Origin of the sequence: Bacillus sp. UMB0728, assembly GCF_002858875.1 — a bacterium.
GTDB classification, from domain to species: domain Bacteria; phylum Bacillota; class Bacilli; order Bacillales; family Cytobacillaceae; genus Bacillus_AB; species Bacillus_AB infantis.
The window spans coordinates 740,103-764,235 of sequence record NZ_PKLA01000001.1; the positions used below are offsets into that span (position 1 = coordinate 740,103).

Here is a 24,133-nt window from a genome sequence, read left to right on the forward strand (position 1 = left end):
ACAAAAAACATTTGCTTCCTCTCACAATCATCAGCCTGACTCTTTTTTGGATTGCTGTCAAAAGTCCTTTGACCATCAGGTCCCTTGTTATCAGGTATCATATGATGCCTCCCTCGATCACCCGATAAGCGGCCAAATTCAAGCACCTCTTCTACCGTAATAGTTCTTGCATAATTAAAAGTATCCGGAATTCATTAAGCAATAAATGAATAATCACACTTCTTCTTTCCTTCCTATAAAAAAAGGAAGCCTATTTAGGCCTCCAATCTTAAAGTTCCTTTACAACAGCCATCTCCCTGCCGAATCTATCTCCCTTATCAATAAATCCAAGGCTTGCATACAAGTTATGTGCAGCCAGATTGTCAGGATGATAGCCCACAGCTACCTTTTTGGCACCTGGCAGCTGCGCTATTTTCTCAATCATCAGGAGCGTGGCTGCTTTCCCGATTCCTTGCCCTTGCATACTGGAATCAATCATGATCCTGTAAATCCAGAAAGAATCCAATTCTTCCGGAACAGTATTGTACACCAATAAGCCTGCCATTTTTCCCTCATATAAGATTGCATAAGCTCTTAAGGTCTGTTCATAATGAGACTGCAGGATCGATATGGCATTAGGCTCCATATAAGCTTCCTGATCACTGGCTAGTTTCAGCTGGCAGCATTCATACCAATTTTTCTCATTGATTTCTTCTAATATAATCATTTATTATCCCCTTTCATCATAAGGGGATATGCTGGACTATTTGTTAAAAAGCCGCAATCCCCTCTGTGCTGTTATGCTGTCTTATTGCCTTCTTTTGCATAATGAACGCCTCCTTTAACAAAATGACCCAAATATTTACTGGAATCATTATAATAGCAGAATTTTCTATCATCGTATATATTTCTCTTATTGAATTACCGCTTTTCTTGTAAGAGAGAATAAAGATATGTATCATTTGGCTTTCCTTCCTGATACATATACCCCCTCAGCATACCTTCCTTTTCAAAGCCCAGCCTCGAAAGGAGCTTATTTGAAGCATCGTTTTCCAAAAAAACGACCGCACCAATCCTGTACAGATCCATTTTTTCAAAACCATAAGCAATTACCTTTTCGGCCGCCTCTGAAGCATACCCTTTCCCCCAATAGCCAGGGTGAAGCTCATAGCCTATTTCAGCTCGATGGTGCTTTGGGATCCACGCGTTATATCCTATGGTGCCAATCAGCTGATTCGTTCCTTTTAATTCGATGCCCCAGCGGACTCCTCTTTTTTCGTTGAAGATCTTTTGGAAAAAACGGATCATTTCTTCCGCCTGTTCCACCCGCTGGAATGCATCCTGTCCGTAATGGCGCACAACATCACTTCTCGAAAAAATAGCAAACAGACTTGCAGCATCCTCCGCCACAATCTCCCTGAGCGTTAACCTCTCTGTCTCGAGTTCCTTAAACATCTAATCTCCCCTTCTGAACGTACGATACTAATTTTACAGATTTTTTCCCAATTGTTAAATACTTACTATTTAAGTTAGTATGAAAGAGCAGACTAATAGGCAGGCAGGTGTACGATGAAAAATCTTGTGTTGTTTTTGATTTGCTTAGTACTTTTAACGGGTTGTGAATTGCTGCCTCAAGCCGTATTAACAGAGGATGAGATCATGAAAATACATATGCTGGATCAAGGAGACCTGCTTTCTCCTGCCGTAATGAAAAAGGATTTTGAGTTCATCAAAACAAAAATACTTGAGATCCATCCCGATCCTAAACGGAATATCGATAACTGGGACAAGGGTGTAAGGGAAATAGAGAAACAGCTTGGGAGGCCTTTGACTGCCGGAGAATTTGCCCATGTACTCATGAGGTTTACAAGCAAACTGAAGGACGCGCACACTACCGTGTTTCCTTCTGCTGAAATGCTGGGGAAGTCAAAAACCTTCCCGGCAGCCTTGGAATGGGTGCAAGAAGGTCTGGTTGTCACCAAAAGTTTTGATTCATCCCTGAAGGCCGGGGATCTTATCCTAAAAATGGGCGGACATTCTCCGGAAGAATTAAATGAAAAGTTGAGCAAGCTGATTTCTGCGGAACATGAATATTGGGAGAAAAAAACCAGCTTAGTATTGTTTCATTATGATATTTTTCTTAAAGGATTATCAATCACAGAAAAGGACGATACAATCAAAACAACTATTGAACGAGATGGAAAACAGCTTAAGGCAGCCGTAAAATTATTAGATAACAATCCGGGCACATCTGGCCACTCAAAAGAATGGTTCAATTGGGAGATCCTGCAAGATAGAAATATAGCGTATTTTAATCTAGACTTATGTTTAGATTCAATAAGCTATCAGTCTGCAGTAGATGCTTTTTTTCTGGAAACAGTTGAAAAAGGTATTGATAACATCGTTATTGACCTTAGGGGTAATGACGGTGGAGAGACTGCAGTGACAAATAGTTTTCTCAAACATCTTCCCGCATCAACCATTCAAAGTGTAGGCTATCTAACGAAGTACTCAACCGATGCGGCAAATAGATATGGCTATAGACGGACAAAGGGTATGCATAACATACCAACAAGCAAAGTTGAGAACTTTCAGGAGGCTCCCATTTTCCCAGGAAAGGTTTATATTGCCTCAGATAGCGGAACATTCAGCTCAGCTGCTCAATTTGCAGCTATGTTTCAGGATAATCAATTAGCTGAAGTCATCGGTGAGCCTTCAGGCGGAAACCCCGAAGGCTTTGGCGATATTATTATATTGAGCCTTCCATACAGCAAATTTGATTTAGGAATTTCTCACAGGGAGTATTTCAGGCCCAGTCCTGAAAATAGGCAACTCCCGTACGTCGAACCAGATGTAAAGATAGAAAAAACCAGGAAAGATATCATCTCTGGACAGGATGGACAGCTTGAACGAATTTTGGATTATGTTGAGAAAAATGGGCAGAAACAATAAGAGGAACTGCATGTAAATACAAATGAAACTACCAGGAAAGTAAAAAGGACCTTCACCAAAGGTCCTTTTCATCTGGCCATATAAAGAAGCAGGGCTGCCGCAATATTGGGGAGTCCTATTAATATAGCGGCAACAACTGTCCTTCTGCGCTTTTTTCTCTGCTCGGGCGGTTCTTCCACATGCAAATCAGCTTTAAACCGATGGGGTCCCATGATGACGCCTGAAATAAGGACGGAGACTCCCCAGAACAGGAGGCCAATGGCTCCGGTAACCAAATGTGCATATTCTAGAACCCCTGTTAATAGAGAAGCTACTATACCAAGGATGGATATTGCAATTCCTATCAGAATATATTTCACGTAGTTTCCCCCTTTCCCATATCTATTTTACGAAGCAGGTATCCATTTGGTTTCAAGCTCAGAAAAATTTCTGAAAAATCAACCTTTTTTCAGATTACCTTGAGAGCAGAGTTGTTGAAGATGTTATAATATTTTATAAAAACATCTTAATAGTGATCGCGATAATATCTCGGGTCATTCCTATATAAAATTAATAAGCTGAAAACAATTGTCGCCGGAGGCCTTATGAGCTATAAAATTGTATTTTTTGATGTGGATGGGACGATCACCCATCATGAAGATGGCAGCATTTCAGACCAGACGAAGGAGATGATCATTAAGCTGAAAGAGCAAGGGATCAAGGTTGCAGCTGCCACCGGCAGGCCCTTGTCCTTGTGCAGGGAGCTTGAGGAGCTTGGCATTGATACTTTTGTGACTGCAAACGGCGGTTATGCTAAGCATTGTGATCAAGTCATCCATAAGGTCACGCTTGATCCGCAGGTTATCCGTGATGTTGCTGCTTTTTCTAAAGCTGAAAATCACGGTTTATCCTTTTTCACTGAAGAATTCAGCACTAATGGCGTTCAGAGTGAAGAAATTCTGCAGATATTGAAGGAAACACTGGCTTTCACCGATTACCCGCCATTTTATGCTGATATCCATGAACAGGAAGTTTTTTTGATGTGCCTGTACGCAAACGAGGAAATGATGGAAAAATATATCCATGCTTTTCCCCATCTTTCTTTTCAAAGATGGCATCCGTTTATAGCAAATGTGCTCCAAGAGGAAGTATCCAAGTCTTTGGCCATTATGAAAGTGCTGGAATTCTTTGAAATTGAGCCATCAGAGATGATTGCTTTCGGGGATGGAAATAATGATATTGATATGCTTGAACTGGCCGGACTAGGGATTGCGATGGGGAATGGAACTGATGAGCTGAAAGCAATAGCCGATTTTGTCACCCGTAAATCCAGTGAGGATGGCATAGAATTTGCCTTAAAGAAATTTGGAATAATCCAGAATTAGAATGTGTTCAATTCCAAGCTGAGCAGGTACTGAAAGCTGCGCCCTTTTTTAACAGCGGCAGCGGCCTATATCATAGGATAATAGCCATTGTCCTCAATGCCGCCGCTGTCCTGTATTGCACAGCCTTTCCAATGCAGCATATTAAGTGTTAGAGCCGCCATGATCCCTGTTATCTCCCATCATATAATTTGAATCATCGCCAGGCTTGGCATGAGGATGTGTGATATTCGGGGGATTATTATTGATCTTCTTCCTCCGCCAGTCGATCAGAAAGGCAAATCCAAGGACAAGGAAAATAAAATTAAATAGAAACCAAATCATGATTCTCCTCCTTTTCCATAGTACTCCAATGGGATCTTTAACTCGCCAATTATCAGTGTATTTCCCTCTTCCACTTCATATGACATAATTATAAATTCCCTCTGGCTCTTTTCAGCGAGTATGGAGTCATCCCTGAATTCTTTTCCCTCCTGATAAACATATGGCAAAATCCTTCTATATACCTTTACGGTCACGCCATCATATTCTTTCTGTGGAATTTCATAGCTAAATCCGGTGACAGCAAAATCAGTACTCTCAATGATTGTATAATTTTCTGCCAGCATAAGCCTTGGCAGTATGGAAACAAGAATGATGAGCAGCAGGAATACCGCAGCCATCCCAGGTATGCTTTTGTTCTTATAATATATTCCCGAAGCCATTGTGAACACAAAGACCATCAATAAGTCGGGAACCAATGCTGCCATCTGCAGATCCTGCCCTTCTGGTCCGATAAGAGCGAAGCCTGCAGCCGAAATAATAATCATGGCCAGTCTAATGAGAAAATATATTCCGGTAATTCCCAATAATGTTACACAAAAAATAGAGCGGATAAAATACACAGTACGTCCTCTGGTATACATCATAAGACCTTCTTTTATCAGTTTTCCAGGTACAAGGGCTGCAGAATGAGGTAGGCATTCAAAGCAGCGAGGCAAGCAGCAGCTCATTCTCTCTGATGAATTTCCTATGCTTTTCTGCTCCCCTCTTCTGCCCCCAGCCGACAGAACAAAATGCATCGAAAAACTTATAAAAAGGCAGGATGCTGTCGAGATCAATCATCGGCCTAATGGTTTCATACCCTTTTATATAAGCCTCCCTGGCACCTTCATACTGTTCCCAAACATCACGGTTTATTTTTGAAAAGTCCATTTCAGGAGATCCTGGACGGGCACTTTCAAAATCTATTATACCCGCCACTTTATTTTCTTTTACAAGGATATTTCCCGGCCTGAAATCCATGTGGATGATACATGGGCCATCGGGAATGGGCAGTTCCTGAAAACGCTTATAAAAATGCTTTTGAGACATTTCAAGCAGACTCTCAGGAAGCACCTTGGAGGCATGGATTCCGAAATGTTCGAATTTCTCCCTGACCATTTCTCTCCACGCCTTCGGATCAAAGCTAGAATATTCCTTAGGCACCGGGGCATTATGAAGCATTGCATGATGCCTGCCGATCTGGAAGGCAAGCTCCGTGTCCATTCCCCGGGTGCATGGTTCGCCTTCGATCCCTTCAAGCAGCAGTGCACCTGCAATATCTTCATCCCCTTCCCATTGATCAAGAACTGCCGGCACAGGGACATATCCTCTCAATTTTTGGAGCATTTCCAGTTCCCTTTCCAGCTTGTCTCTAGAAAAGGGGATTTTCAAATATACGGTTTGTCCTCCCTGAAGCACTAGCTTGTACACTGTTGAACTGAATGATTCTGGAACATCGCTGATTTGCTCTGCACTTATATGAAACCGGTCAATATATTTTTGGATATGGTCCATGGATTCTCCTATTCTTTTATAAGCTTTTGACAAAACCTGTGCTTTTGGCCGCATAACCTGCGCTTGTATAAAACTGATGTGCTATTACACGTTCTTCCCGGTTGCCGCTGTTCAGCACAATGCTTTCTGCGCCTAGACTGACGGCCATTTCCTCCATCTTAGCGAGAAGCATTTTTCCTATGCCCAGCCCTCGGAAATCACAGTGTGTTACCAGCGCAGTCACACGTGCATATAAATTGTCAGATGTATATAGATAGCCTGTATGAAAGCCGATCATTCCAATTAATTTGTCTTCTGATACTGCAGCTAATGTATAATGATCAGCAAGCGGATGAATCTTCTTGAACCGCTTTTCCATACTTTTAATGGTTGTGGGGTACCCGAGCTGTTCCATTAAATCAGCCAGCCCCCGAATATCTTCAAATCTTGCCTCCCTAATCTCCATTTTTACCTCCATATTTGTTCTTCTCCTTTTTATCTTCGACTTGAATTAAAAATAACCTTTAAAATAGTAATAAAATGTAAAACAAAAAAGCAGGGTCAGTGCCCTGCTTTTCCATCCAGTTCAATCTTTATGTTTTTGCTGCTGAATGTGGTATAGCTGAATCCCTCAATCTCCAGACGCTCAGGAATCACTTCCCGGCTGCCATCCCCACTTAGATTAATAGTATGCTTTGTTGTATAAAGTCGCGGTTCGTGTAGTTCTGCTGTACGCATAAAGTATTCATCTGCCTTGTATCTTTGGCCGTTTTTGTCAATAAAATAACCGTCCGAATTGATGCCTGTTGAGGTCCTGCCATTGGCAGCAATTGAAAATCGCAGTTTTTCATATGCACGGTTTTCCGGCAATTCCTCAGTTAAGACTACTTTAGCCGGTTTTCCGGGTTCTATGCTGTCAATTGAGAGGCTGTTTCCTTTATACTCAGCCTTAATGGGAAGATCCTTCCCCTTTAAATCAATGCTTTTTGGTTCTTCTACTGAATATTGCAAAGCACCAAGATGTATTTTAATATGCTTTGGCTTTTCCCCGTATATAGAATCGAAGGAAGATGTTACTGTATTCCACCCATTGCCTGATGAGCCGCCCCCAGGGCCGAACAGCTGGCTGCTGACAAGGCCATTCTCTGTTTCGATACTGTCGATTGCGATAAAATCAAGGGTTTTATCATTATGAGTGTTTTGATATCTGTAGGTAAGCATGGTCGCTGTCGGAGCAATGACGAGCTTCTCAAAGATGATTGGATTCCCGTCTGTCTCTGTTTCGGCAGACAAAGGATATTCTATGCTGGGGTGTTTCACCACCGGAACCTCAAATGACCATTCACCTTTCAAAGTTTCATGTACCTCATCCTGTTCTGACGCTTCACTAAATTTCTCCAGCTGCAGGATCTTCAGTTCAATGTTTCCTTCTGGATGGTCCATTGGCGCCACTGACAGTTTCCCTCTGAACGTATTTTGTTTATCGGAATAAAGGTTCATCTGGCTTCTGATGGGCGAAAATATGGGTTCATCCTGATTGCTCCAATACTTATCAGCATTCAAGACTTCAATTCGATCATAATCAAGCATAAAAAGATCTTCACTCTTCAAATTTTCTACTTCATAATAAATCAGTGTCTGGATATCATCAGCCGCCACACTTGTTATCCTGATTTTAATCCCGCTGCTTTCTGCTTCCAGATCCAGCTTTTCGCCAAGTCCGGACTGGATGTATTGCTGCTCCTGCTCGCTTTCCTCGGTACTGAAATTCTGCCACCAATCCTTAAATGCAGTAAATCCGCCATTGGCAGCTGCGGTACCGGCAAATAAGGCAAGACAGACAGCGGCAGCCAAACCGCCGATCCTGCCGGCTTTGCCCTTCTTCTTCCTTTTCGATTCTGTCTGCCGGACCCTCTTTCCCACATTCAGCATAAAATCTTCCGGCATTTCAATTTCTTGCGATTTTACGGCCAATGCTGCCGTTATTTCCTGTAGCTGAATCATTTCATCTTCACATTTTCTGCAGTTTTCCAGGTGCTCAATCAATTTTATCTCGTCTCCAGGCTGCAGTCGTCCTTCCAGGCTATCCAGCATCAAGTTTTGTATTTCACTGCATGTCATGGCTGCCAGCACCTCCATATTCTTTGCGAAGAATCAGCAATCCTCTATAAATACGGCTTTTAACAGTGCCAAGCGGAAGCCCGAGAATGCCTGCGATTTCTTCCTGAGAGAATCCTTGTATATATTTCAGCAGAATTGGCTCCCTGAATTTCTCATCAACCTGTTCCAGTGCATCCAGTACATCCAGCCTGTCAGAGGGATGCTGTCCGGCCTCATTTCCTTCTAAAGCAGCTTCCTGCTGCCTGCGCTTATTCCTCCTGTAAAGGTCCCTGCACTCATTAATGAAAATAGAAGTGACCCATGTTTCAAAATAACGGTCCTGCTTCAGTTTATCAATATGGTCATGGACCTTAAGGATCGTATTATGAAATACATCCTCCACATCATGATGATTCTTTAAATAAGCCCAGCCGATTTTGTAAAACTTCGATTTTCGTGCCTCAAACCAGCTTAAGACAGCATCAATATCCTTTTCCTTGATTTTTTTCAGCATAATCGAATTCTTTATCGCTTTAATCACACTCTTCTCCCGGCCCCTTCCTGCTGTCTGTTTGTTAATTAGAGGAATAAAGGGTGCAAAAAGTTCCCATTAGTTTTTGTTTTCTCAATAAAAAAGAGCTGCAAAGCAGCCCTCATCCAGACAGTCACCATTTCACTCGTCTAGTGAATATGATTGCTATAAGGATCAAAAACACCTGATAATAAAAGCACACAAATACCAAGAATGATAAAGCCCCCAGCCAATAATACTGCAGCTGCCTTATTGTTTTGCTTAATAATCGAAAATCCTGTTATCAGGAGTCCAGCAGCTATGAACAGCAGTATGATGCCAGCACCTATATTCATAAGAAAATCTCCCCGAAATCAATAAAGCCGCTGCACATAGCCTTCATGCAGTTCCCGTTCAACCTGTTCAGCCGAGACATTCGGTATCTTTGTATGAGCGACGATCATTTTAGCTGCAGATGGCAAATCCTCTTTATCTGCCCATGTGTCCGGCTTCCACAGCCCTGATCTGATAAAAGCTTTGGCACAATGGGTATAGCATTCCTTCACTTGCACCCCGATGCCGAATAAAGGCAGCTTCCCGTTTACCGCACTGCCTTCCAGAAGCTCAGGATCACGCACGATAAATGCTTTTCCATTGATCCTTAATGTCTCTCCCAGTCCTGGAATGAAAAAGACCAGTCCAACATGAGGATTTTCCAAAATATTTTGGACAGAGTCCAGCCTTTTATTGCCGGGCCTTTCCGGGATGAACAAATGTTTTTCATCCAAAACGGACACAAACCCCGGCATATCCCCCCTTGGGGAAACATCACATTCGCCGGCGCGATTGGAGGTGGCCAACGTCAGAAACGGCGACATTCGGATGAACTCCCGGCAATGTTCATCTACTATCGGTATCACCTTGCTTTGGGCCCTCTCACTTGGAGAACCGACGACAGGACGGAACTCTTCAAATTCTTTCTTTGTTTGTATGATATTTTTAAAAATTGTATTCAATTCAATCACCTTTTCCACCAGATTTACTCAAAAAAACCTTTGAACTTTATGTACATACTACCTAGCTATCACTCTTTTTATCTGTAAAAACACATGTGAAAAATTGCCGGGCTCCAGTAACACATATTGCTATACTGACGTTCCTTTGCCAATCAATGCTATCTCCCCTGAGCACATCAAATAGAATGAATGAAACCATCCAATCAAAAAAATGACTGCTGGATAACATCTTGTGTTCCCGATAAAAGTTCCCAATTTCTTCATTCCAAGGCTAGCCTTTTTCTGTTATGAATTACTTAAAATCCCAGATAAGTATATGTATTCAGTATAATAGACGAAATACTGAGAGAAAAGATTCATTTTTCGTTAAAAAAAGAGAAGCAGTCTCTGCCTCTCCTTTCTCCTGCTTCTGGTCTACAATACCTGATGAAGACTAGAAAAAACTTGTATGTCGTTTAAATTTACACCCAGCTTCACAAAGGTCTGGGCAATTTCCGGCCGGATTCCCGTCAGCTTCACTGACATGCCTGTTATCTTAATCGCTTTAACTGTCCTAAGCAGTTCATGGGCGATGCGGGTGTCAATGAATTCGACACCAGACAAATCAATAACCATGCAATTCAGTGATCTGCTTGCGCCATATTGCAACGCTTTTTCCATCAGGTCATTCGTCCTTTTCGTATCAAGATCGCCGACAAGCGAGATGACCGCTATTTCATCTGAGACCCGGATGATTGGTATAGAAAGCATCTTAACCTTTGCTTCTGCAGCCAGCAATCGTCTACGCATCATTGTAGAAGCCTTTTCGCTGGTCCAGTTGATGATATCATCTGTTGTTTTGTGGAATTGCCGGTCCCATTGTTCATAAATCTCATCTTCCCAACCATTTTGTTTAGCCATATCCCGGAGGCTTTCAGCTGCTTCCTCCCTAAAGGAACAGACCTGCTCTATTAAAAGCTCAGATGGGGCACCTGCTGCTAACAGCTGATCAAGGTTTTCTTCCCAATAGCCAATCGTTGACTTCCTATATTCCTTGTCAGGATGAAAAGCCTCCGCAATCATATCAGCCAGATTATTTCTCCAATGATGGATCACATTCTTCCACTCAGAAGGCATATCCTGATAATCCTTTTCCAGTAAAGCCCGATGAGTTATCTCTCTCATAATTCTGGTGAATTCCATAATCTTCTCTCCGTTCTTCATAGACTGCTAATAAAGATTCCTTGTATCCTGATGAAGAAGAATACGGTTATTTTTCCCTTGTAACCTACTTTTCCAGTATGGGGGTTCATCAAACGAAAAAGGACATAAAGAATGTGGCTGGTTTGACCCAGCCGGTCAAGAACATAGAAACTTGACAAATTAAAATAGTCTTCCAATCATATCCATCATATAATAAAAGAATGAAGGAGGTATTGACATGTCTGATGTATCTGTATATTGGGGAGATGCGAGGATTAAGCTATCCTGGACTAAAAGCAGTTCATTGCCGCCATTAAATAGGATTACGAGCATCCATAGCTTTTGTTTTTATAATGATAGATTACTGCTTGTTAATCTGAATGAACGTGGATGGGATTTCCCTGGGGGTCATTTGGAAGAAAATGAGACAACGGAAGAATGCTGCAAGCGGGAAGCCTGGGAGGAGGGCTATATTGAAGGAAATTGCACCCTTCTGGGATATATCACCGTCAGCCATGAGGAAAATCCGCTTTGGAACGAAAGCAGCCCTTATCCCAAGATAGGATTCCAGGTTATTTACATCATGGAAATAGAGCAGCTCCACCCTTTTGAAGGGAAATATGAATCTGCAGAGAGGATGCTTATAGATCCTGAAAAAGCCTCTCTATTGTACAAAGGCTGGAATTCGCTGTACGAAGAAATACTAAAAGATTCACTGGCAAGCCGTCAGCCTGGCGCCAGGCCTTATGATTTCTGACGGGGGCATTCGATCAAATGATACTAGACATGCCAAAGCCTTGTCACACTTAAAAGTCTGATGCCATCGAATTCCAATTTATATAAATCGGGCTTTGAGGAAGTTAATAAAAATTCCAATCCATAATCTCTATTAAATGTACCCATCATGAGAGTCATAACCGCCCCATGCGTACCGATGGCAATTTTCCTGCCCTGATTTTTTTTAATCAGATTAAGCAGTATTCTTGATGCCCTATCTTGACAAGCTCTGTTAGACTCCCCGCCCGGCAAGGCGTATTCAGGGTCGGAAAAAGACCGTTCCAGCAGCGGCAGCAATTTCTCTTTATTGATAATAGCTTCATCCGGCAAGAACACTCTTTCCTTCAGATTCTCAAAAACATGGATGTCCTTACTGAGCTGTGCTGCGGCCCCTTCAATTGTCTGGATCGCACGCTGATAAGGACTGGATGAAAACACCTCAACCCCTTCATCCAAAAGGCATTCACACACCTTCTGTGCATCTCTTTTTCCCTTTTCCGTCAGCCCTCTTAATCTTTCATTTCCATTTTCTTTAGGCGACTCTCCATGCCTCACCATGTATATGTATGTTTTCATAGATTCTCCTTTGTCATTATATAGACGCGTCTTTACCCATTTAAGCCCATGCGGTCCGGGTATTAAAAAGGAAAGGTTGACAGTCCTTTCCCTTTCAGGCACCTATTCCACATACAAACGGTCACTTTCTTTTTTTTCCAAACAGAAAATAGAAAAAAAATCCGCTAGTAGCTACTATAAGCAGCAAGTGGGGAACAAAATGGAATTCTGCCGGGACGACCCAAAACAATATGACAGCCACTGCTATAACCGGCAGCATGATCAGCAGCCAGGCCCTGACAAGCTTATTATTCAGGCTAAAATCAAAGCGATCCATATGGACTCCTCTCTCTTTACGTTTTTTGGGATTATAGAGCTGAGACTAGAAGGCTTTTTTAATTACCTGGCCGCAAAACCATGCGGATCGTCACTAATAAATGGCCCTCAAACTCCTCCTCAAACTCTTCGATATGCTCGAAACCTTTTGCCAGATAAAAGTTCCTGCCAAGCTCATTATCTTTTTCTACATTTATATAAATCTCTTTCACACCAGCCAATTCCTCTATACCTTTGTTGAGGAGAGAGGTTCCAATCCCTTTGCCCTGTGCTTCAGGGTAAAGATAGATGGCACCCAATTCTGCTTTCCCTTCCTTGTTTACAGGTGAAAAGTTGGCAAAGCCAACAATCTGCCCTTCTTCCTCGGCGACAAAAAGATGGGATCGCTCAATCCTTTGCAGCATTCTTTCACTGCTGTAAGCTGCAGCCAGAAACTGGTCCTGCACTTCCCTTGGAATGATGCCTTCATAGGTGGTGTGCCAGCTGGTCTTTGCTACGTTCTGTACCTGTTCAATATCGTGCGGTTCCATTTTTCGAATGATGGGTATCATCTTTATTCTCCTCTGTTAAAATGCTGACAGCTGTTATTTTTTCATTCTCCTGTATGCTGTTCCATTTATCATGAACATATGAAAAAGAAAATATATAGTACGACTACTGCAGGGATGCTATGCAGCTGGCTGAAAAAACATCCTGATTGTATGACCACCTTGAGGCGGACCCCACGCTAAAGCCAGGAAAATCGTACCTGGTATCTTCATAACCGGTACATCCACGGGAATTTACAAAATTCTGCCCATAACCACCGTGCTATAATATTTACCGTCAGACAGCAGCTTATCCTTTCTCAATACACCTTCAATTTCAAAGCCATATCTTTTATAAAGCTGGATGGCATTTTCATTCGTTTCCAGAACCTGAAGGGTGATTTTTTTAATATCAGCCCCTTCTGCCCATCGAATGGAATCAATCAGAAGCTGTTTACCGATTCCATTTCCCCAATAATCTTTAAGAACGCATACTCCGAACTCCACCTTATGGGAAGTTCTTCTTAAATTGGAGCCCTCGCAGCGGGAAAATCCGACAAGTTTGCCTTCCGCTTCAGCTACCAGGAAAAGATGGTTCTGCTGCTTGCTGTCATTTACAATGACTCTCTCGAATCCTTTTTCATCGATGAAATTTTCACCGCTCTCCCTGTCCATATTCTCTGTTTCGCCATCGATCTTCACTCTCAAATCTGAAAGACTTTTAGCATCTTCTATCTTTGCTTCCCTTATTGAGAATCTCTCTTTAACGCTCTGTACCAAACTAAATCTCTCCTTGATTTAAAGTATCTTCTCCGGATTTCTTACTTTGAAAAAGTGGACATAACCGCATTTCGCACAAAAAATGGCATCCACCTCTGAATATTTCAGGACGGTTTTTTTCTTAAAAATTGATCCATAGCCTTTAAACTCGCCAGTTCCACTTTCTGCTGAACCGCACTGAGGACAAACTTGTTCTTCGGTCATCTCTAACCTCCTCTCAGCAAGCTTTTACTAACTCAGGCAAACACATTGGCCATCTTCTCATGAAGAAGCTGGAAGGCCTTCTCCAACTGTTTTTTTGGCACCTCTCTATACATATCGCCAATGCTGAGCTCAAAATAGCATGAATGACCCTCTTTATCTCTTAAGTTACCAGTAAACCCTACGCCTGTTTCTTCCTGGACTTCCGTCAGGATCGGCTCGATTTCCTCCTTCCGATGCTGTAAATAGACATGAAACATATTGGATACTGGTATTGTTGGCAAAGTAGAAATACCTTTGCTGCTGTTAAACATTTCTGCAAGCTCCTTAGCATCCTGATAATAATCTGCCATTTTATCTGAACGCCTGTCGAAATAAAAGTCTGCAGAAAGTATGTAAGGATAAAGACTGATCAAATCGCCTCCATGGCGGCGTTTCCATATCTTTGATTTTTCGGTGAACTCTCTGCCTCCAGCAAGAATGGCGCCGGCAATCCCGCCGATCCCTTTGTAGAGTGAGATATAAACACTATCAAACAGTGAACACACTTCTGCGGCTGTTTTTTCGTAAAACGGAAGCACTTCCAGTAATCGGGCACCGTCAAGCTGCAGCTTGATCCCTTTTTCCCGGCAATAGGCCGATATCTTCTCCAATGTCTCATAATCAGGAAGCTGTCCGCCGATTTCCCGCTGAGGCAATTCCAGCAGCAGGCAGGCAACCTCCTCTTCCATGCTGGTGACATCCTCAAGCTCAATCACCCTTGTTTTGTCTGCGAGGAGAACAGTTTCAATATGGTGCAGCTTTTTCAACCCGTCTTCTTCATGAATTTCAAGATGGCTTAAAGGATGGTAAGCCACCTTCGCAATCCCCTTTTCGTCGCACCAGATGCGCAGAGCTATCTGCTGGGCCATTGTACCGCTTGGGAAAAAAACAGCAGCCTCCTTTCCGAGCAGCTTTGCCATTTTATCCTGGAAGTCCTCAATTACCTTCCCCTTCCCATACATTTCACTCTCAATGTCGCCGCTGATATGTTCGAATGCCTTTTTCAATACCTCTACATTCCGCTTGCCATGGCCTGCGAGCGGATATTTAGCCAAGCTGTATGATTCCTGGAGCGATTTAGTATGCATATGTATTCTCCTGTCTTTTCAGAATAATAGAATTATATCCCAAAGCGTGCTGCCGGGTCTATGGCTGCGGCGCTTCCAGAAAAAAAGGGCCGCCGATAATGGTTGCCCTTCTTAGTCTTATCCCTTTTTGAGTTTGTAAAATAAAGAGGCAATCAGGTTCGCTCCCCAAAAGAGGAACCCTTGAGCATTATAATGCAACAGCTGATTCTCAAAGGTCATGTCGTCATAAAACTCATCCTGAGCTTTTCCTTGTGCTTTTCGCTCCTGATCCATTTTTTTCAGCTCTTTTATATATCGATATTGAACTGGAGCAAGTATAAGCGACAGCAGCAGGTATATTCCGGCAGCCCATAAGAAAATTAATCTGTCCATTATTTACAGCTCCTTTCCAGAGGGTTTTCCTATATTTACGATTGAAAGCTGGATAGGTTTCAATTTTTCAAAATTTTCCCTTTCAATCCCTTTGATTGTAAACAAAAAAAAAATGATAAAAGCTGAGAGTTTTCTTTTCCGGATTCCGATATAGTTAATGAAAAAGCTTTTTCGAAAATTAAAGGAGAATATAGATGAAATGTAATGATCGGAATTTTATCAAGCGGCTAAAGAAGAAAAAAGAAGATGCCCTTGAATATATCATTGATGAATACTCGCCCCTTGTCCACGCAATCTGCCGGAAAGCTTTATCGGCTTATGGAAACGGCGCAATCCAGGAATGCTTGAACGATATTTTCCTGGCGGTTTGGGAGCAGGCCAGCAGATTTGAAGGAAAACCGGAGGATTTCAAGAAATGGATCGGCATGCTCGCCAAATATAAAAGCATTGACCTGTTTCGGCAGCTTGAACGGCAGGGAGTGCGGGAGCAGGATGATCATATGATCTATGAGTACCCGGGGCAGCAGGATGTCCAGATGCAATTGGTAAGAAAAGAAGAACGAAACACTATGCTCCTTGCCCTTAGCACCCTCCCTGAATTGGACAGGGATATATTTATCCAAAAGTACTACCTGAACCTGTCAGCCTCAGAAATCGCCGAATCGCTCGGCCTGTCTGTCGCCGCTGTAGATAACCGCCTGTATCGGGGTAAGAAAAAACTCGCAAAAAATCATAAGCTGAAGGAGAGATTCCTTTGAATAAAGATGTAGAACTGCTATTAAATATGGATGTGGATGATATTGAACCAGAACCATTGTCCGATAAGCAGAAGGCAGAGATGAGAAATTATATACTCTCAAAGAGCAGTCCTAGAAAGAGATTTAAACCAGCACATATGGCCGCAGCAGCCATTCTCGTAACAGCGGTTGTTTCAGCCAGCCTGGTATCCGTACCGGCTGTCGCGAACCAGGTTCCCTTTCTCCAAAGTATCCTTTCCTATTTTTCGGATAAAGAACTTCCGGGAAGCTACAGCGATTTGGCCACCGTTATCAATCAAGTTGAATCAAGCAATGGTATCGATATCATGATTGAGGATGCTGTATATGACGGTACTAATATCATCCTAACGTACGCTATCCAAACGGACAAAGAACTTGGTGCAACACCTCGTTCGGAAGGTTGGTTAGACGTGGAAGATGCTACTGGCATGGGTGGGACAGGCACCATAGAAAAAATTAACGACACAACCTATGCCGGCATTGAAGAAGTAACCCCTCATTTCAGCGGTAACAATCCGGAGGAAATTCTGGTGAAGTGGGAGCCGAAAGTATTTGAAAATAGGGCGACTAACGAGCAGTTCAAAGGTGATTGGAAATTTCAGTTCTCGCTCGAACAGCTTAATGGTAATGTACAGAAACTGTCCAGGACGGTTAAGCACGATGATATCAGCCTAAGCTTTAATTCTTTGAAAAAAACTGATTTGGGAGCAGTTCTCACTTATGGCTTTATAGTTGAAAAATCAACGCTGGATGAGTATCCTTTCGTGACTGTCGAAATGTCAGATGTAAAAGATAATCTTGGGAATGAATATAAAATTCAAGGTAATGGCGGTGTCAGCCATGATAATGGTGTTTCATTCGACTGGAAAACAACCATATATTCACTCGACGCCAAGGCAGAAACACTTACCTTCGTACCGAAGATCAGTTATTCCAAAGGCTCAGGCAAACAATTAATGGAGAAAGAAATGGATTCGGTCACAATAAATATTGCAGATTAATTGAAAAATCCCGGCATGATGCCGGTTTTTTTCTTTTTTTATGGGGATTTGTCGCATAGTTCTCAATGCAACATTATTTCGCTCTCGGGTGAGATAATGACTTCTTCTATCTCTTGCGGGATTCATTATTTTAGCTTTCCCTTAAAATAATGACTTCAATTTTCTGCAAATATCAAAGGATGCCATTGTGAAGTGACCCCATAATGTTAGACAGGTTGAACCTGCAAAAGAAAAATAAGCGGAGATTTTCCGTCTAAATACAGAAAAGAGCTCGTTCTGAGAAAAATAAGGTGAGATTTTCCGCTTATGCAAAGTAAATCATCACATTCTCACGCTTTTTGAGTCTTTAAGCGGAATTTCTCCGTCTATATGGCCAGTTTTTAGTGGTAATTTCTAAATAAGCGGAATCCTTCCCACTATAAATCAGACAGACACATAAACCTGATTCCCTAACCGATAAGAGAGACCCTCTAGTTCCGGTGCGGTAATTAGTATCTTTTTCCCGACTAGTTGGAAAGTACTTTTTGTCCAGTTCTCTCGTTTAAACTATTTTGTCTTTCGGCTAAAAAAATGGTTCCTTCTTCATAACTCTTAATCCCAATATAAAATTTATTAAACTGATTCACCAAATGAACTGTTTATCCTCAACAAACCAAAACCACACTTGATCTACTCTTAAGAAGCATCCTCAAACTGGCTATTATACAAATCAGCATAAAAACCATTCTGCCCCAGCAGTTCTTCGTGATTTCCGCTTTCGATAATGTCGCCGTCTTTCATGACGAGAATCAGGTCGGCATTTTTGATGGTGGATAGCCTGTGGGCGATGACAAATGAAGTTTTGCCTGCTGTCAGCTTATCCATCGCCTCCTGGATCAATACTTCTGTGCGTGTGTCGACAGAGCTTGTCGCTTCATCCAGAATGAGGAGCGGCGCATCTTTTACCATGGCCCGTGCTATGGTAATTAACTGCTTCTGTCCAGCTGAAAGATTGGCTTTATCGTCAAGGATGGTATCATATCCCATTGGGAGCGTCTGGATAAAATGATGCAGGCCAACGGCTTTGGCTGCTTCCACTACCTCCTGATCACTTACACCTTTTCTGGAATAGACGATATTTTCACGGATTGTCCCCTCAAACAGCCATGTATCCTGAAGCACCATGCAGAACAGGCTGCGCAGTTTTTCGCGGCTTAGTTCTTTGCTCGGTATACCATCAATCAGGATTTCTCCCCCATTTACTTCATAAAAGCGCATCAGCAGGTTGATGATGGTTGTTTTTCCTGCCCCTGTCGGTCCGACAATTGCAACTTTCTGCCCTGCTTTTGCAAGAGCAGAAAAATCATGGATGATCATTTTATCTTCACTGTAGCCAAAGCGGACATTCTTAAATTCAACTTCCCCTTTGACATCAGTGAGAACAGTTTTCTTATTATCTTCATTTTCCAGCTCATCTTCAGCCAGAAACTCAAAAACACGCTCACTTGCAGCGGCTGTCGACTGCAGATTTGCGGCTGCCTGTGCAAGCTGGGAAAGCGGCTGGGTGAACAGTCTGATATAGATCATGAACGCGACGATTACGCCGAATGTAATTGAGCCGTTTACCGCTAGCACTGCGCCGACCACACATACTACGACATACCCGAAATTGCCGACAAACATCATAATCGGCATCATCAGTCCTGAAAGGAACTGCGACTTCCATGCGCTTTCGTACAGCCTTGTATTGATTTCGTGGAAGGCTGCCTTTGCTTCCGGCTCTCCATTATATACCTTTACAACGCTGTGGCCTGAATATATTTCTTCAATATGGCCGTTAAGCCTTCCCAGCTCTGCCTGCTGCTGGGCAAAGTATTTCTGAGACTTGGATATTAAGAAACTCATAAACACAAAACCGACTAATGTTGAAAGAATGGCAGATACAGCCATGATCCAGTTTGTATAGAACATCATGACGAGCGAGCCGAGGAACATTGTGATGGCTGATACCAATGTGCTTAAGCTCTGATTCATCGTTTGTCCGATCAGGTCGACGTCATTTGTCACGCGGCTTAGCACATCTCCGGTGCTGCCTGAATCAAAGTATTTCAAAGGCATCCGGTTCATTTTGGAGGATAAATCACTCCTTAAGTTCTTGGATACCCGCTGGGTGACTGTTGCCATGATGAATCCTTGAATATAATTGAACAGAAAACCCAATCCGTATAAAAAGGCGAGGATGGAAGCAATACTTACTACTTCGTCCAAATCGATTTTCGCCATCAGTCCTTCTGCAATCAGGTCAGTGATCCTGCTGAGAAGGTCTGGACCGATGATACTGAAGATTGATGCTGCCATTGCAAGAACAAGGGCAGTCACAATAAACGGCAGATAGGCCCTGCAATAGGAAACCAGCTTCTTAATAGTCTTTTTGAAATTCTTTGGCTTTTGCCCGCCTGCAGGCCCCATAGCCTCTGCCCTGCCTTTTTGCCCAGTCCTTTTGCGGTTAGATTTTTTATTAGCCAATTTCCAGTTCCTCCTTTGACAGCTGAGAATATGCAATCTCCTGATACACACTGCAGCTGTCCAGCAATTCTTCATGCGTACCGATGCCGGCAACCTTTCCTTGATCCAGCACTACAATGCGGTCTGCATCTTTGATGGTTCCGATTCGCTGGGCAACAATCAGGGTTGTGCTGTCACTGGTTTCTTTTTTCAAAAGTGACCGCAGCCGCCTGTCTGTTTTATAATCAAGTGCCGAGAAGGAATCATCAAACAGATAAATTTCCGGCTGCTTATAAATGGCCCTGGCAATGGACAGCCTTTGCTTCTGGCCGCCTGAAAGATTGGTTCCTCCCTGGGAAATCGCGCCTTTATACTGGTCTTCCAACTTTTCAACAAATTCAGAGGCCTGCGCTATTTCTGCCGCTCTTTCTATCTCCTCTTCAGGTTCTGTCCTCCCGGTGCCGTAAGCGATATTCTCCGATACTGTGCCGCTGAACAATACAGCCTTTTGCGAAACATATCCAAGCTTATTGCGGAGATCTTCCTGCCTGTATTCTTTAACATTGATGCCGTCAACCAGCACCTCGCCATCTGTGGCATCATAAAAGCGGGGAATCAGGTTAAGCAAGGTGCTTTTTCCGCTGCCTGTTGATCCGATAAAAGCGACAGTCTCCCCTTTATGGGCAGTGAAGCTGATATTCTGCAGGATATAATCTGCCGCATCCGGGTATTTGAAGCTTACATTCCGGAACTCAATCTCCCCTGCAGCTTTTGCTTCATTCCCTCTTAAGCTGCCGTCAAGGATTTTGGAATCTGTTTGCAGCACCTCATTGATCCTCTTTGCGGATACCGTCGCACGAGGCAGCATCACAAAGATAATGGAAAGCATCATGAAAGCCATTATGACCTGCATGCTGTAAGAAGAGAACACGACCATATCAGAAAAAAGAGTCAGTTTGTCTGGCAAAGCAGCATTGTTGATGATAAAGGCACCGATCCAATAGATGGCAAGATTGATTCCCGACATGATCAATGTCATAACCGGCATCATGATCGCCATCGTCCTGCCTGTAAAAAGATTGGTCCTCGTCAGCTCGCTGTTTGCCTTTTCAAACTTGTCTTCCTGGAATTCCTCAGCATTATAGGCCCTGACTACCCGGATTCCAGTAAGGTTTTCCCTTGTCACGCGATTCAGGTTGTCTGTTAAAGTCTGGATCACTTTGAATTTAGGGAGGGCAATGACAATGATGACAGCGAGCATCACCATAAGAACGGCAACAGCAATCCCGGTCGCTGCAGTCCACTGCCAGCTCTTGCCCATTATTTTTAAAATGGCCCATACAGCCAGTATCGGCGCCTTGACAATCGCCTGCAATCCAACAGCAATCAGCAGCTGGATTTGTGTTATGTCATTGGTCGAACGGGTAATCAGACTTGGAGTTGAAAACCCATTGATTTCCTCCATCGAAAACGACATTGTTTTTTCAAACACCATTCCGCGCAAGCGTACGGCAAACCCGGCAGCAACCTGGGCGGCAAAAAAGCCGACAATCATGGCAGCAGCCATACTGCCGATGGCACATAATAGCATGTAGCCGCCCTGAATAAGGACATCGCCCATACTGCTGCCTTCAATCTGGACCAGCATGGTGATTTCATGCATATATTCAGGCAGCTTTAAATCAAGCCAGACCTGGATAATGATAAATACGAGGCTGCACAGGACAAGCAGCCAATCTTTCCCCTTAAAATGCTTAAACATAGCAAGCATCCGCCAAATTCCCCCTTGATATTTCTTTATCTAACAGTATTAGATATTAGTCCAGATATACCGCATTGAGCGGCTGAAGATCATTCCATTTCTTTATGGATTTCTTCAATGCGTTTCACAATGCGGACGAATTCTTTTGCATCATGTTCTCCAAGCTTCCTGAAGGTTTTTTCGACAATTCTTTTAGCTTCTTCATGCTCTTCCATCACAAAAGTCCTTCCAATTGGTGTAATCGAAACGATGACAAGCCGCTTGTCTTTATCATTCCTGCTTCGCTCGATATATCCCTTCTTTGCCAGGTTCTTTAATGCAGCAGCTATTCTTGGAGTCGAAAGGCACAGCTTTTCACTCAGTTCACCTGAAGTAACGTCATTATGAATAAATGTCAGGTAACCCAATATACTCCTTTCCCCATGGGAAAGATCATTGACCTTCTTTTGGAAAGGCATCTTCGGTGATTTGCTTATATTCTGGAAAAATTCATCTACTAAATCCTTATAATCCATAACCAGCACCTTTAAGTTTAATTTATCTAATACTATTAGATATCATATTCAGCAAAAAGTCAACGACTTGAACAGCAGCTTAAAGCAGCCAGCATTGCACCAAAATAAAAACCTTTCAGATTGGTTATTTTATTTTTATGGAGGTGATTGGTATGGCGGAAAAAGAATTTCCCAATGTAAGCCTTGGAGGAAAGATTGCCAAGGAAAAGGGAGATGGCGGAGATCAGGTTCACGGGCATGAAAAAGAAAATACTAACGGAAGAATCAACACTAATCCTAAAACGAATATGTGACGGCTGTGGCCGGCAAAGATAAGGAGCGGCCCGGACGGCTCTCCTTTTTTGCCGGATATTATAAATTGAAAAAATGACAGGTATTTCAGAAAATAAAATGGCTGCACTTATAGCGATTCCCTATATCACACCTTAAACATATCTGGAGTTGATAAAAAGGTGGCGATATAGCTATTATTGCATTGCGTTAGCCTTTGAGCAATATAATGAAGAACGCACCAGAAAAAACATACCCCAACACATCCAAACAGGAAACCCCACTCAACCTCTGCTATTCTTTTTATTAAAGCCATTCAAATGAAGGAGTCCTGAGATTGGAAGAAGGCCACCTAATAAATCTACTGGAATTACTGGAGAGATACCCGCAGACCGAAATTACCCTCACCCTTTCAAATCAGCAAAAAATTCCCTATGCCATCATTAAATACGAAAAGAAAGCTTTCATCCTTTTTGAGCTGGACACCGAAACGTCCTCTCATTTTACAGATATTTGGACTTTATTGACTTCCTTGCATAGATACTGGGGACACAATAACAAACTGGCCGGTGCCTAGTCATCTTAAACGAAATTCTAATAGGCATGTTTAGCCTTCAACTGTGCACTCTATAAAGAGAATTAAGAGAGCTGCAATAACGGGGAGGGGCCGGCATGTGGAATGCATTGTTGTGGGGAGGAATATCAGGATCTGCTGTCCTATTGGGGGCAATGGCATCAATGCTGCTGCAAATCCCTCAAAAGGTCATCGGGCTGATTATGGCATTCGGGACAGGCGTCCTGATCGGTGCAGCATCTTATGAACTGATTGGAAATGCCGTCATTGAAGGCGGAATCCTCGCCACAAGCATAGGATTTCTCTCGGGCGCCCTCCTTTTTACCATCCTGGACAGCATTGTTTCCCGGAGAGGTGCAGACAAACGGAAACGGTCCAGCCATATGGCTGCGCGAAGCGGAGGAATGGCCATTTTTATCGGCACCGTAATTGACACAATTCCTGAATCGATCATGATCGGAGCCAGTTTGATTGAGGGCCAGTCAGTCAGCTTCCTTTTAGTCGTCGCCATATTCATCAGCAATATTCCTGAAGGCCTCTCCAGTACTGCCGGCATGAAAAAAAGCGGCTATTCCTATGCAAAGATATTTCTGCTCTGGTTCACTGTCCTCGCTATCTCTGCCATTGCATCACTCTCAGGCTACAGCCTTCTTGCCGGGGCCCCTGCTGAAGTGATGGCAGGGATTGCTTCTTTTGCAGGGGGAGGCATCATCAGCATGATCGCTTCAACGATGATGCCTGAAGCCTATGAAGACAGCGGTCCTGTTACAGGGCTTGTCGCTTCCCTTGGTCTGCTCGTTTCCATTATTTTGGATAATGCCTCTTAAGCATAAGAGGCAATTCAATTGCAGAAAATGTCTTAATAAGCTTTAGTTGACCAAACATTGACAGAACCATCCTTGAAAATTTCGTTTGCGGCAGCAGCCCTAATAATCGCAACTGCCGCAGAATCTAAGCTGCATGGTTGCCTATTTCAGTTTTTTAATTAGATCAATAACATAATACAAGAGTGCAATCAAAAAGGAACATAAGATCAAGTTTATGCAGCCAAAAGTCATTGCCGCGAATTCTCCCGGTGAACTGTCAGCAAAAAGGCTTGCAAAAATAAAAAACAAGATGATGCTGGACCCGATCCCCAGAAAAAAAATGCTGATATATTTAGCCATGGTCCC

At 42.9% G+C, this 24,133-nt stretch carries 31 protein-coding genes; 8 read left to right on the forward strand and 23 right to left on the reverse strand.

Annotation, left to right across the window (positions count from 1 at the left end):
- Positions 1 to 268: 268 nt before the first annotated feature.
- Both CYJ37_RS03720 and CYJ37_RS03725 read right to left on the reverse strand, forming a co-directional pair.
- The gene (locus CYJ37_RS03720; RefSeq protein WP_101547908.1) at positions 269 to 706 is read right to left on the reverse strand and encodes a GNAT family N-acetyltransferase; all 438 of its coding nucleotides are present in this window, start codon (positions 704 to 706) and stop codon (positions 269 to 271) included.
- A gap of 194 nt (positions 707 to 900) precedes the next feature.
- Positions 901 to 1,434, reverse strand: coding sequence for a GNAT family N-acetyltransferase (locus CYJ37_RS03725; RefSeq protein ID WP_101547910.1), 534 nt, complete (start codon positions 1,432 to 1,434; stop codon positions 901 to 903).
- 114 nt (positions 1,435 to 1,548) lie between these two features.
- Between CYJ37_RS03725 and CYJ37_RS03730 the strand changes: the two genes are divergently transcribed.
- Entirely contained in the window at positions 1,549 to 2,931 is a 1,383-nt protein-coding gene (locus tag CYJ37_RS03730) for a S41 family peptidase (RefSeq protein ID WP_101547912.1), read from the forward strand.
- 68 nt (positions 2,932 to 2,999) lie between these two features.
- On the opposite strand, the gene CYJ37_RS03735 is transcribed toward CYJ37_RS03730, so the two are convergent.
- Complete coding sequence (locus CYJ37_RS03735; protein ID WP_101547914.1) at positions 3,000 to 3,290, reverse strand: DUF5316 family protein; 291 nt, start codon at positions 3,288 to 3,290, stop codon at positions 3,000 to 3,002.
- A 225-nt stretch (positions 3,291 to 3,515) separates the two neighbouring features.
- Here CYJ37_RS03735 and CYJ37_RS03740 point away from each other — a divergent pair, with 225 nt between their 5' ends.
- The gene (locus CYJ37_RS03740; protein ID WP_101547916.1) at positions 3,516 to 4,295 is read left to right on the forward strand and encodes a Cof-type HAD-IIB family hydrolase; all 780 of its coding nucleotides are present in this window, start codon (positions 3,516 to 3,518) and stop codon (positions 4,293 to 4,295) included.
- Positions 4,296 to 4,436: 141 nt separating this feature from the next.
- Here the strand turns inward: CYJ37_RS03740 and CYJ37_RS03745 are convergent, their stop codons facing one another.
- The 9 genes from CYJ37_RS03745 to CYJ37_RS03785 form a co-directional block, all read right to left on the reverse strand.
- Entirely contained in the window at positions 4,437 to 4,616 is a 180-nt protein-coding gene (locus CYJ37_RS03745) for a hypothetical protein (protein WP_101547918.1), read from the reverse strand.
- Entirely contained in the window at positions 4,613 to 5,200 is a 588-nt protein-coding gene (locus CYJ37_RS03750; protein ID WP_142385216.1) for a hypothetical protein, read from the reverse strand. Before CYJ37_RS03750 ends, CYJ37_RS03745 begins: the two co-directional genes overlap by 4 nt.
- A 55-nt stretch (positions 5,201 to 5,255) precedes the next feature.
- A complete protein-coding gene (locus CYJ37_RS03755) occupies positions 5,256 to 6,110 on the reverse strand; it encodes a phosphotransferase family protein (RefSeq protein ID WP_101547922.1) in 855 nt (284 codons plus the stop codon).
- A gap of 16 nt (positions 6,111 to 6,126) precedes the next feature.
- Complete coding sequence (locus CYJ37_RS03760; RefSeq protein WP_101547925.1) at positions 6,127 to 6,567, reverse strand: GNAT family N-acetyltransferase; 441 nt, start codon at positions 6,565 to 6,567, stop codon at positions 6,127 to 6,129.
- 83 nt (positions 6,568 to 6,650) lie between these two features.
- Complete coding sequence (locus CYJ37_RS03765) at positions 6,651 to 8,210, reverse strand: DUF4179 domain-containing protein (RefSeq protein WP_180827236.1); 1,560 nt, start codon at positions 8,208 to 8,210, stop codon at positions 6,651 to 6,653.
- A complete protein-coding gene (locus CYJ37_RS03770; RefSeq protein WP_101547928.1) occupies positions 8,197 to 8,730 on the reverse strand; it encodes an RNA polymerase sigma factor in 534 nt (177 codons plus the stop codon). The genes CYJ37_RS03765 and CYJ37_RS03770 overlap by 14 nt, the downstream gene beginning before the upstream one ends.
- A 140-nt stretch (positions 8,731 to 8,870) precedes the next feature.
- Positions 8,871 to 9,056 carry a hypothetical protein gene (locus CYJ37_RS03775; RefSeq protein ID WP_101547930.1) on the reverse strand — a complete coding sequence of 62 codons (186 nt, stop codon included), beginning with the start codon at positions 9,054 to 9,056 and terminating at the stop codon, positions 8,871 to 8,873.
- 18 nt (positions 9,057 to 9,074) lie between these two features.
- Entirely contained in the window at positions 9,075 to 9,716 is a 642-nt protein-coding gene (locus tag CYJ37_RS03780; protein ID WP_142385217.1) for a pyridoxamine 5'-phosphate oxidase family protein, read from the reverse strand.
- 414 nt (positions 9,717 to 10,130) lie between these two features.
- On the reverse strand, positions 10,131 to 10,898 hold the full coding sequence (locus tag CYJ37_RS03785) for an STAS domain-containing protein (RefSeq protein WP_180827237.1): 768 nt from the start codon (positions 10,896 to 10,898) through the stop codon (positions 10,131 to 10,133).
- Between the two features lie 238 nt (positions 10,899 to 11,136).
- Here CYJ37_RS03785 and CYJ37_RS03790 point away from each other — a divergent pair, with 238 nt between their 5' ends.
- The gene (locus CYJ37_RS03790) at positions 11,137 to 11,655 is read left to right on the forward strand and encodes an NUDIX domain-containing protein (RefSeq protein WP_101547937.1); all 519 of its coding nucleotides are present in this window, start codon (positions 11,137 to 11,139) and stop codon (positions 11,653 to 11,655) included.
- A gap of 23 nt (positions 11,656 to 11,678) precedes the next feature.
- On the opposite strand, the gene CYJ37_RS03795 is transcribed toward CYJ37_RS03790, so the two are convergent.
- The 7 genes from CYJ37_RS03795 to CYJ37_RS03825 all read right to left on the reverse strand — a co-directional run bounded on the left by CYJ37_RS03795 (position 11,679) and on the right by CYJ37_RS03825 (position 15,576).
- Positions 11,679 to 12,251: a histidine phosphatase family protein gene (locus CYJ37_RS03795; protein ID WP_101547939.1), complete on the reverse strand. Its 573-nt coding sequence runs from the start codon at positions 12,249 to 12,251 to the stop codon at positions 11,679 to 11,681.
- Positions 12,252 to 12,372: 121 nt separating this feature from the next.
- Positions 12,373 to 12,567 carry a hypothetical protein gene (locus CYJ37_RS03800; protein WP_101547941.1) on the reverse strand — a complete coding sequence of 65 codons (195 nt, stop codon included), beginning with the start codon at positions 12,565 to 12,567 and terminating at the stop codon, positions 12,373 to 12,375.
- Positions 12,568 to 12,625: 58 nt separating this feature from the next.
- On the reverse strand, positions 12,626 to 13,117 hold the full coding sequence (locus CYJ37_RS03805; protein ID WP_101547943.1) for a GNAT family N-acetyltransferase: 492 nt from the start codon (positions 13,115 to 13,117) through the stop codon (positions 12,626 to 12,628).
- Positions 13,118 to 13,348: 231 nt separating this feature from the next.
- Positions 13,349 to 13,873, reverse strand: a complete 525-nt coding sequence (locus CYJ37_RS03810; protein WP_101547945.1) for a GNAT family N-acetyltransferase — start codon at positions 13,871 to 13,873, stop codon at positions 13,349 to 13,351.
- Positions 13,874 to 13,891: 18 nt separating this feature from the next.
- Entirely contained in the window at positions 13,892 to 14,077 is a 186-nt protein-coding gene (locus CYJ37_RS03815; protein WP_101547946.1) for a zinc ribbon domain-containing protein, read from the reverse strand.
- A 32-nt stretch (positions 14,078 to 14,109) separates the two neighbouring features.
- Positions 14,110 to 15,204, reverse strand: coding sequence for a threonine aldolase family protein (locus tag CYJ37_RS03820; RefSeq protein ID WP_101547948.1), 1,095 nt, complete (start codon positions 15,202 to 15,204; stop codon positions 14,110 to 14,112).
- A gap of 117 nt (positions 15,205 to 15,321) precedes the next feature.
- Positions 15,322 to 15,576 carry a DUF3949 domain-containing protein gene (locus CYJ37_RS03825; RefSeq protein ID WP_101547950.1) on the reverse strand — a complete coding sequence of 85 codons (255 nt, stop codon included), beginning with the start codon at positions 15,574 to 15,576 and terminating at the stop codon, positions 15,322 to 15,324.
- Between the two features lie 194 nt (positions 15,577 to 15,770).
- On the opposite strand from CYJ37_RS03825, the gene CYJ37_RS03830 reads away from it, so the two are divergent.
- Both CYJ37_RS03830 and CYJ37_RS03835 read left to right on the forward strand, forming a co-directional pair.
- Positions 15,771 to 16,334: a sigma-70 family RNA polymerase sigma factor gene (locus CYJ37_RS03830; RefSeq protein WP_101547952.1), complete on the forward strand. Its 564-nt coding sequence runs from the start codon at positions 15,771 to 15,773 to the stop codon at positions 16,332 to 16,334.
- The gene (locus CYJ37_RS03835) at positions 16,331 to 17,356 is read left to right on the forward strand and encodes a DUF4179 domain-containing protein (protein ID WP_101547954.1); all 1,026 of its coding nucleotides are present in this window, start codon (positions 16,331 to 16,333) and stop codon (positions 17,354 to 17,356) included. The genes CYJ37_RS03830 and CYJ37_RS03835 overlap by 4 nt, the downstream gene beginning before the upstream one ends.
- Positions 17,357 to 18,031: 675 nt before the next feature.
- On the opposite strand, the gene CYJ37_RS03840 is transcribed toward CYJ37_RS03835, so the two are convergent.
- The 3 genes from CYJ37_RS03840 to CYJ37_RS03850 form a co-directional block, all read right to left on the reverse strand.
- Positions 18,032 to 19,804 (reverse strand): ABC transporter ATP-binding protein, encoded by a 1,773-nt coding sequence (locus CYJ37_RS03840; RefSeq protein ID WP_257964184.1) that lies wholly within the window; start codon positions 19,802 to 19,804, stop codon positions 18,032 to 18,034.
- 49 nt (positions 19,805 to 19,853) lie between these two features.
- Positions 19,854 to 21,611 (reverse strand): ABC transporter ATP-binding protein, encoded by a 1,758-nt coding sequence (locus tag CYJ37_RS03845; RefSeq protein ID WP_101547958.1) that lies wholly within the window; start codon positions 21,609 to 21,611, stop codon positions 19,854 to 19,856.
- 80 nt (positions 21,612 to 21,691) lie between these two features.
- Positions 21,692 to 22,117, reverse strand: coding sequence for a MarR family winged helix-turn-helix transcriptional regulator (locus CYJ37_RS03850; RefSeq protein ID WP_101547960.1), 426 nt, complete (start codon positions 22,115 to 22,117; stop codon positions 21,692 to 21,694).
- A gap of 152 nt (positions 22,118 to 22,269) precedes the next feature.
- Between CYJ37_RS03850 and CYJ37_RS27025 the strand changes: the two genes are divergently transcribed.
- The 3 genes from CYJ37_RS27025 to CYJ37_RS03860 all read left to right on the forward strand — a co-directional run bounded on the left by CYJ37_RS27025 (position 22,270) and on the right by CYJ37_RS03860 (position 23,788).
- Positions 22,270 to 22,410, forward strand: coding sequence for a hypothetical protein (locus tag CYJ37_RS27025; RefSeq protein ID WP_180827263.1), 141 nt, complete (start codon positions 22,270 to 22,272; stop codon positions 22,408 to 22,410).
- Between the two features lie 314 nt (positions 22,411 to 22,724).
- Positions 22,725 to 22,964, forward strand: a complete 240-nt coding sequence (locus CYJ37_RS03855; protein WP_101547961.1) for a hypothetical protein — start codon at positions 22,725 to 22,727, stop codon at positions 22,962 to 22,964.
- Between the two features lie 95 nt (positions 22,965 to 23,059).
- On the forward strand, positions 23,060 to 23,788 hold the full coding sequence (locus CYJ37_RS03860; RefSeq protein ID WP_101547963.1) for a ZIP family metal transporter: 729 nt from the start codon (positions 23,060 to 23,062) through the stop codon (positions 23,786 to 23,788).
- Positions 23,789 to 23,929: 141 nt separating this feature from the next.
- On the opposite strand, the gene CYJ37_RS03865 is transcribed toward CYJ37_RS03860, so the two are convergent.
- A complete protein-coding gene (locus CYJ37_RS03865; protein WP_101547965.1) occupies positions 23,930 to 24,127 on the reverse strand; it encodes a hypothetical protein in 198 nt (65 codons plus the stop codon).
- Between the last annotated feature and the right edge of the window lie 6 nt (positions 24,128 to 24,133).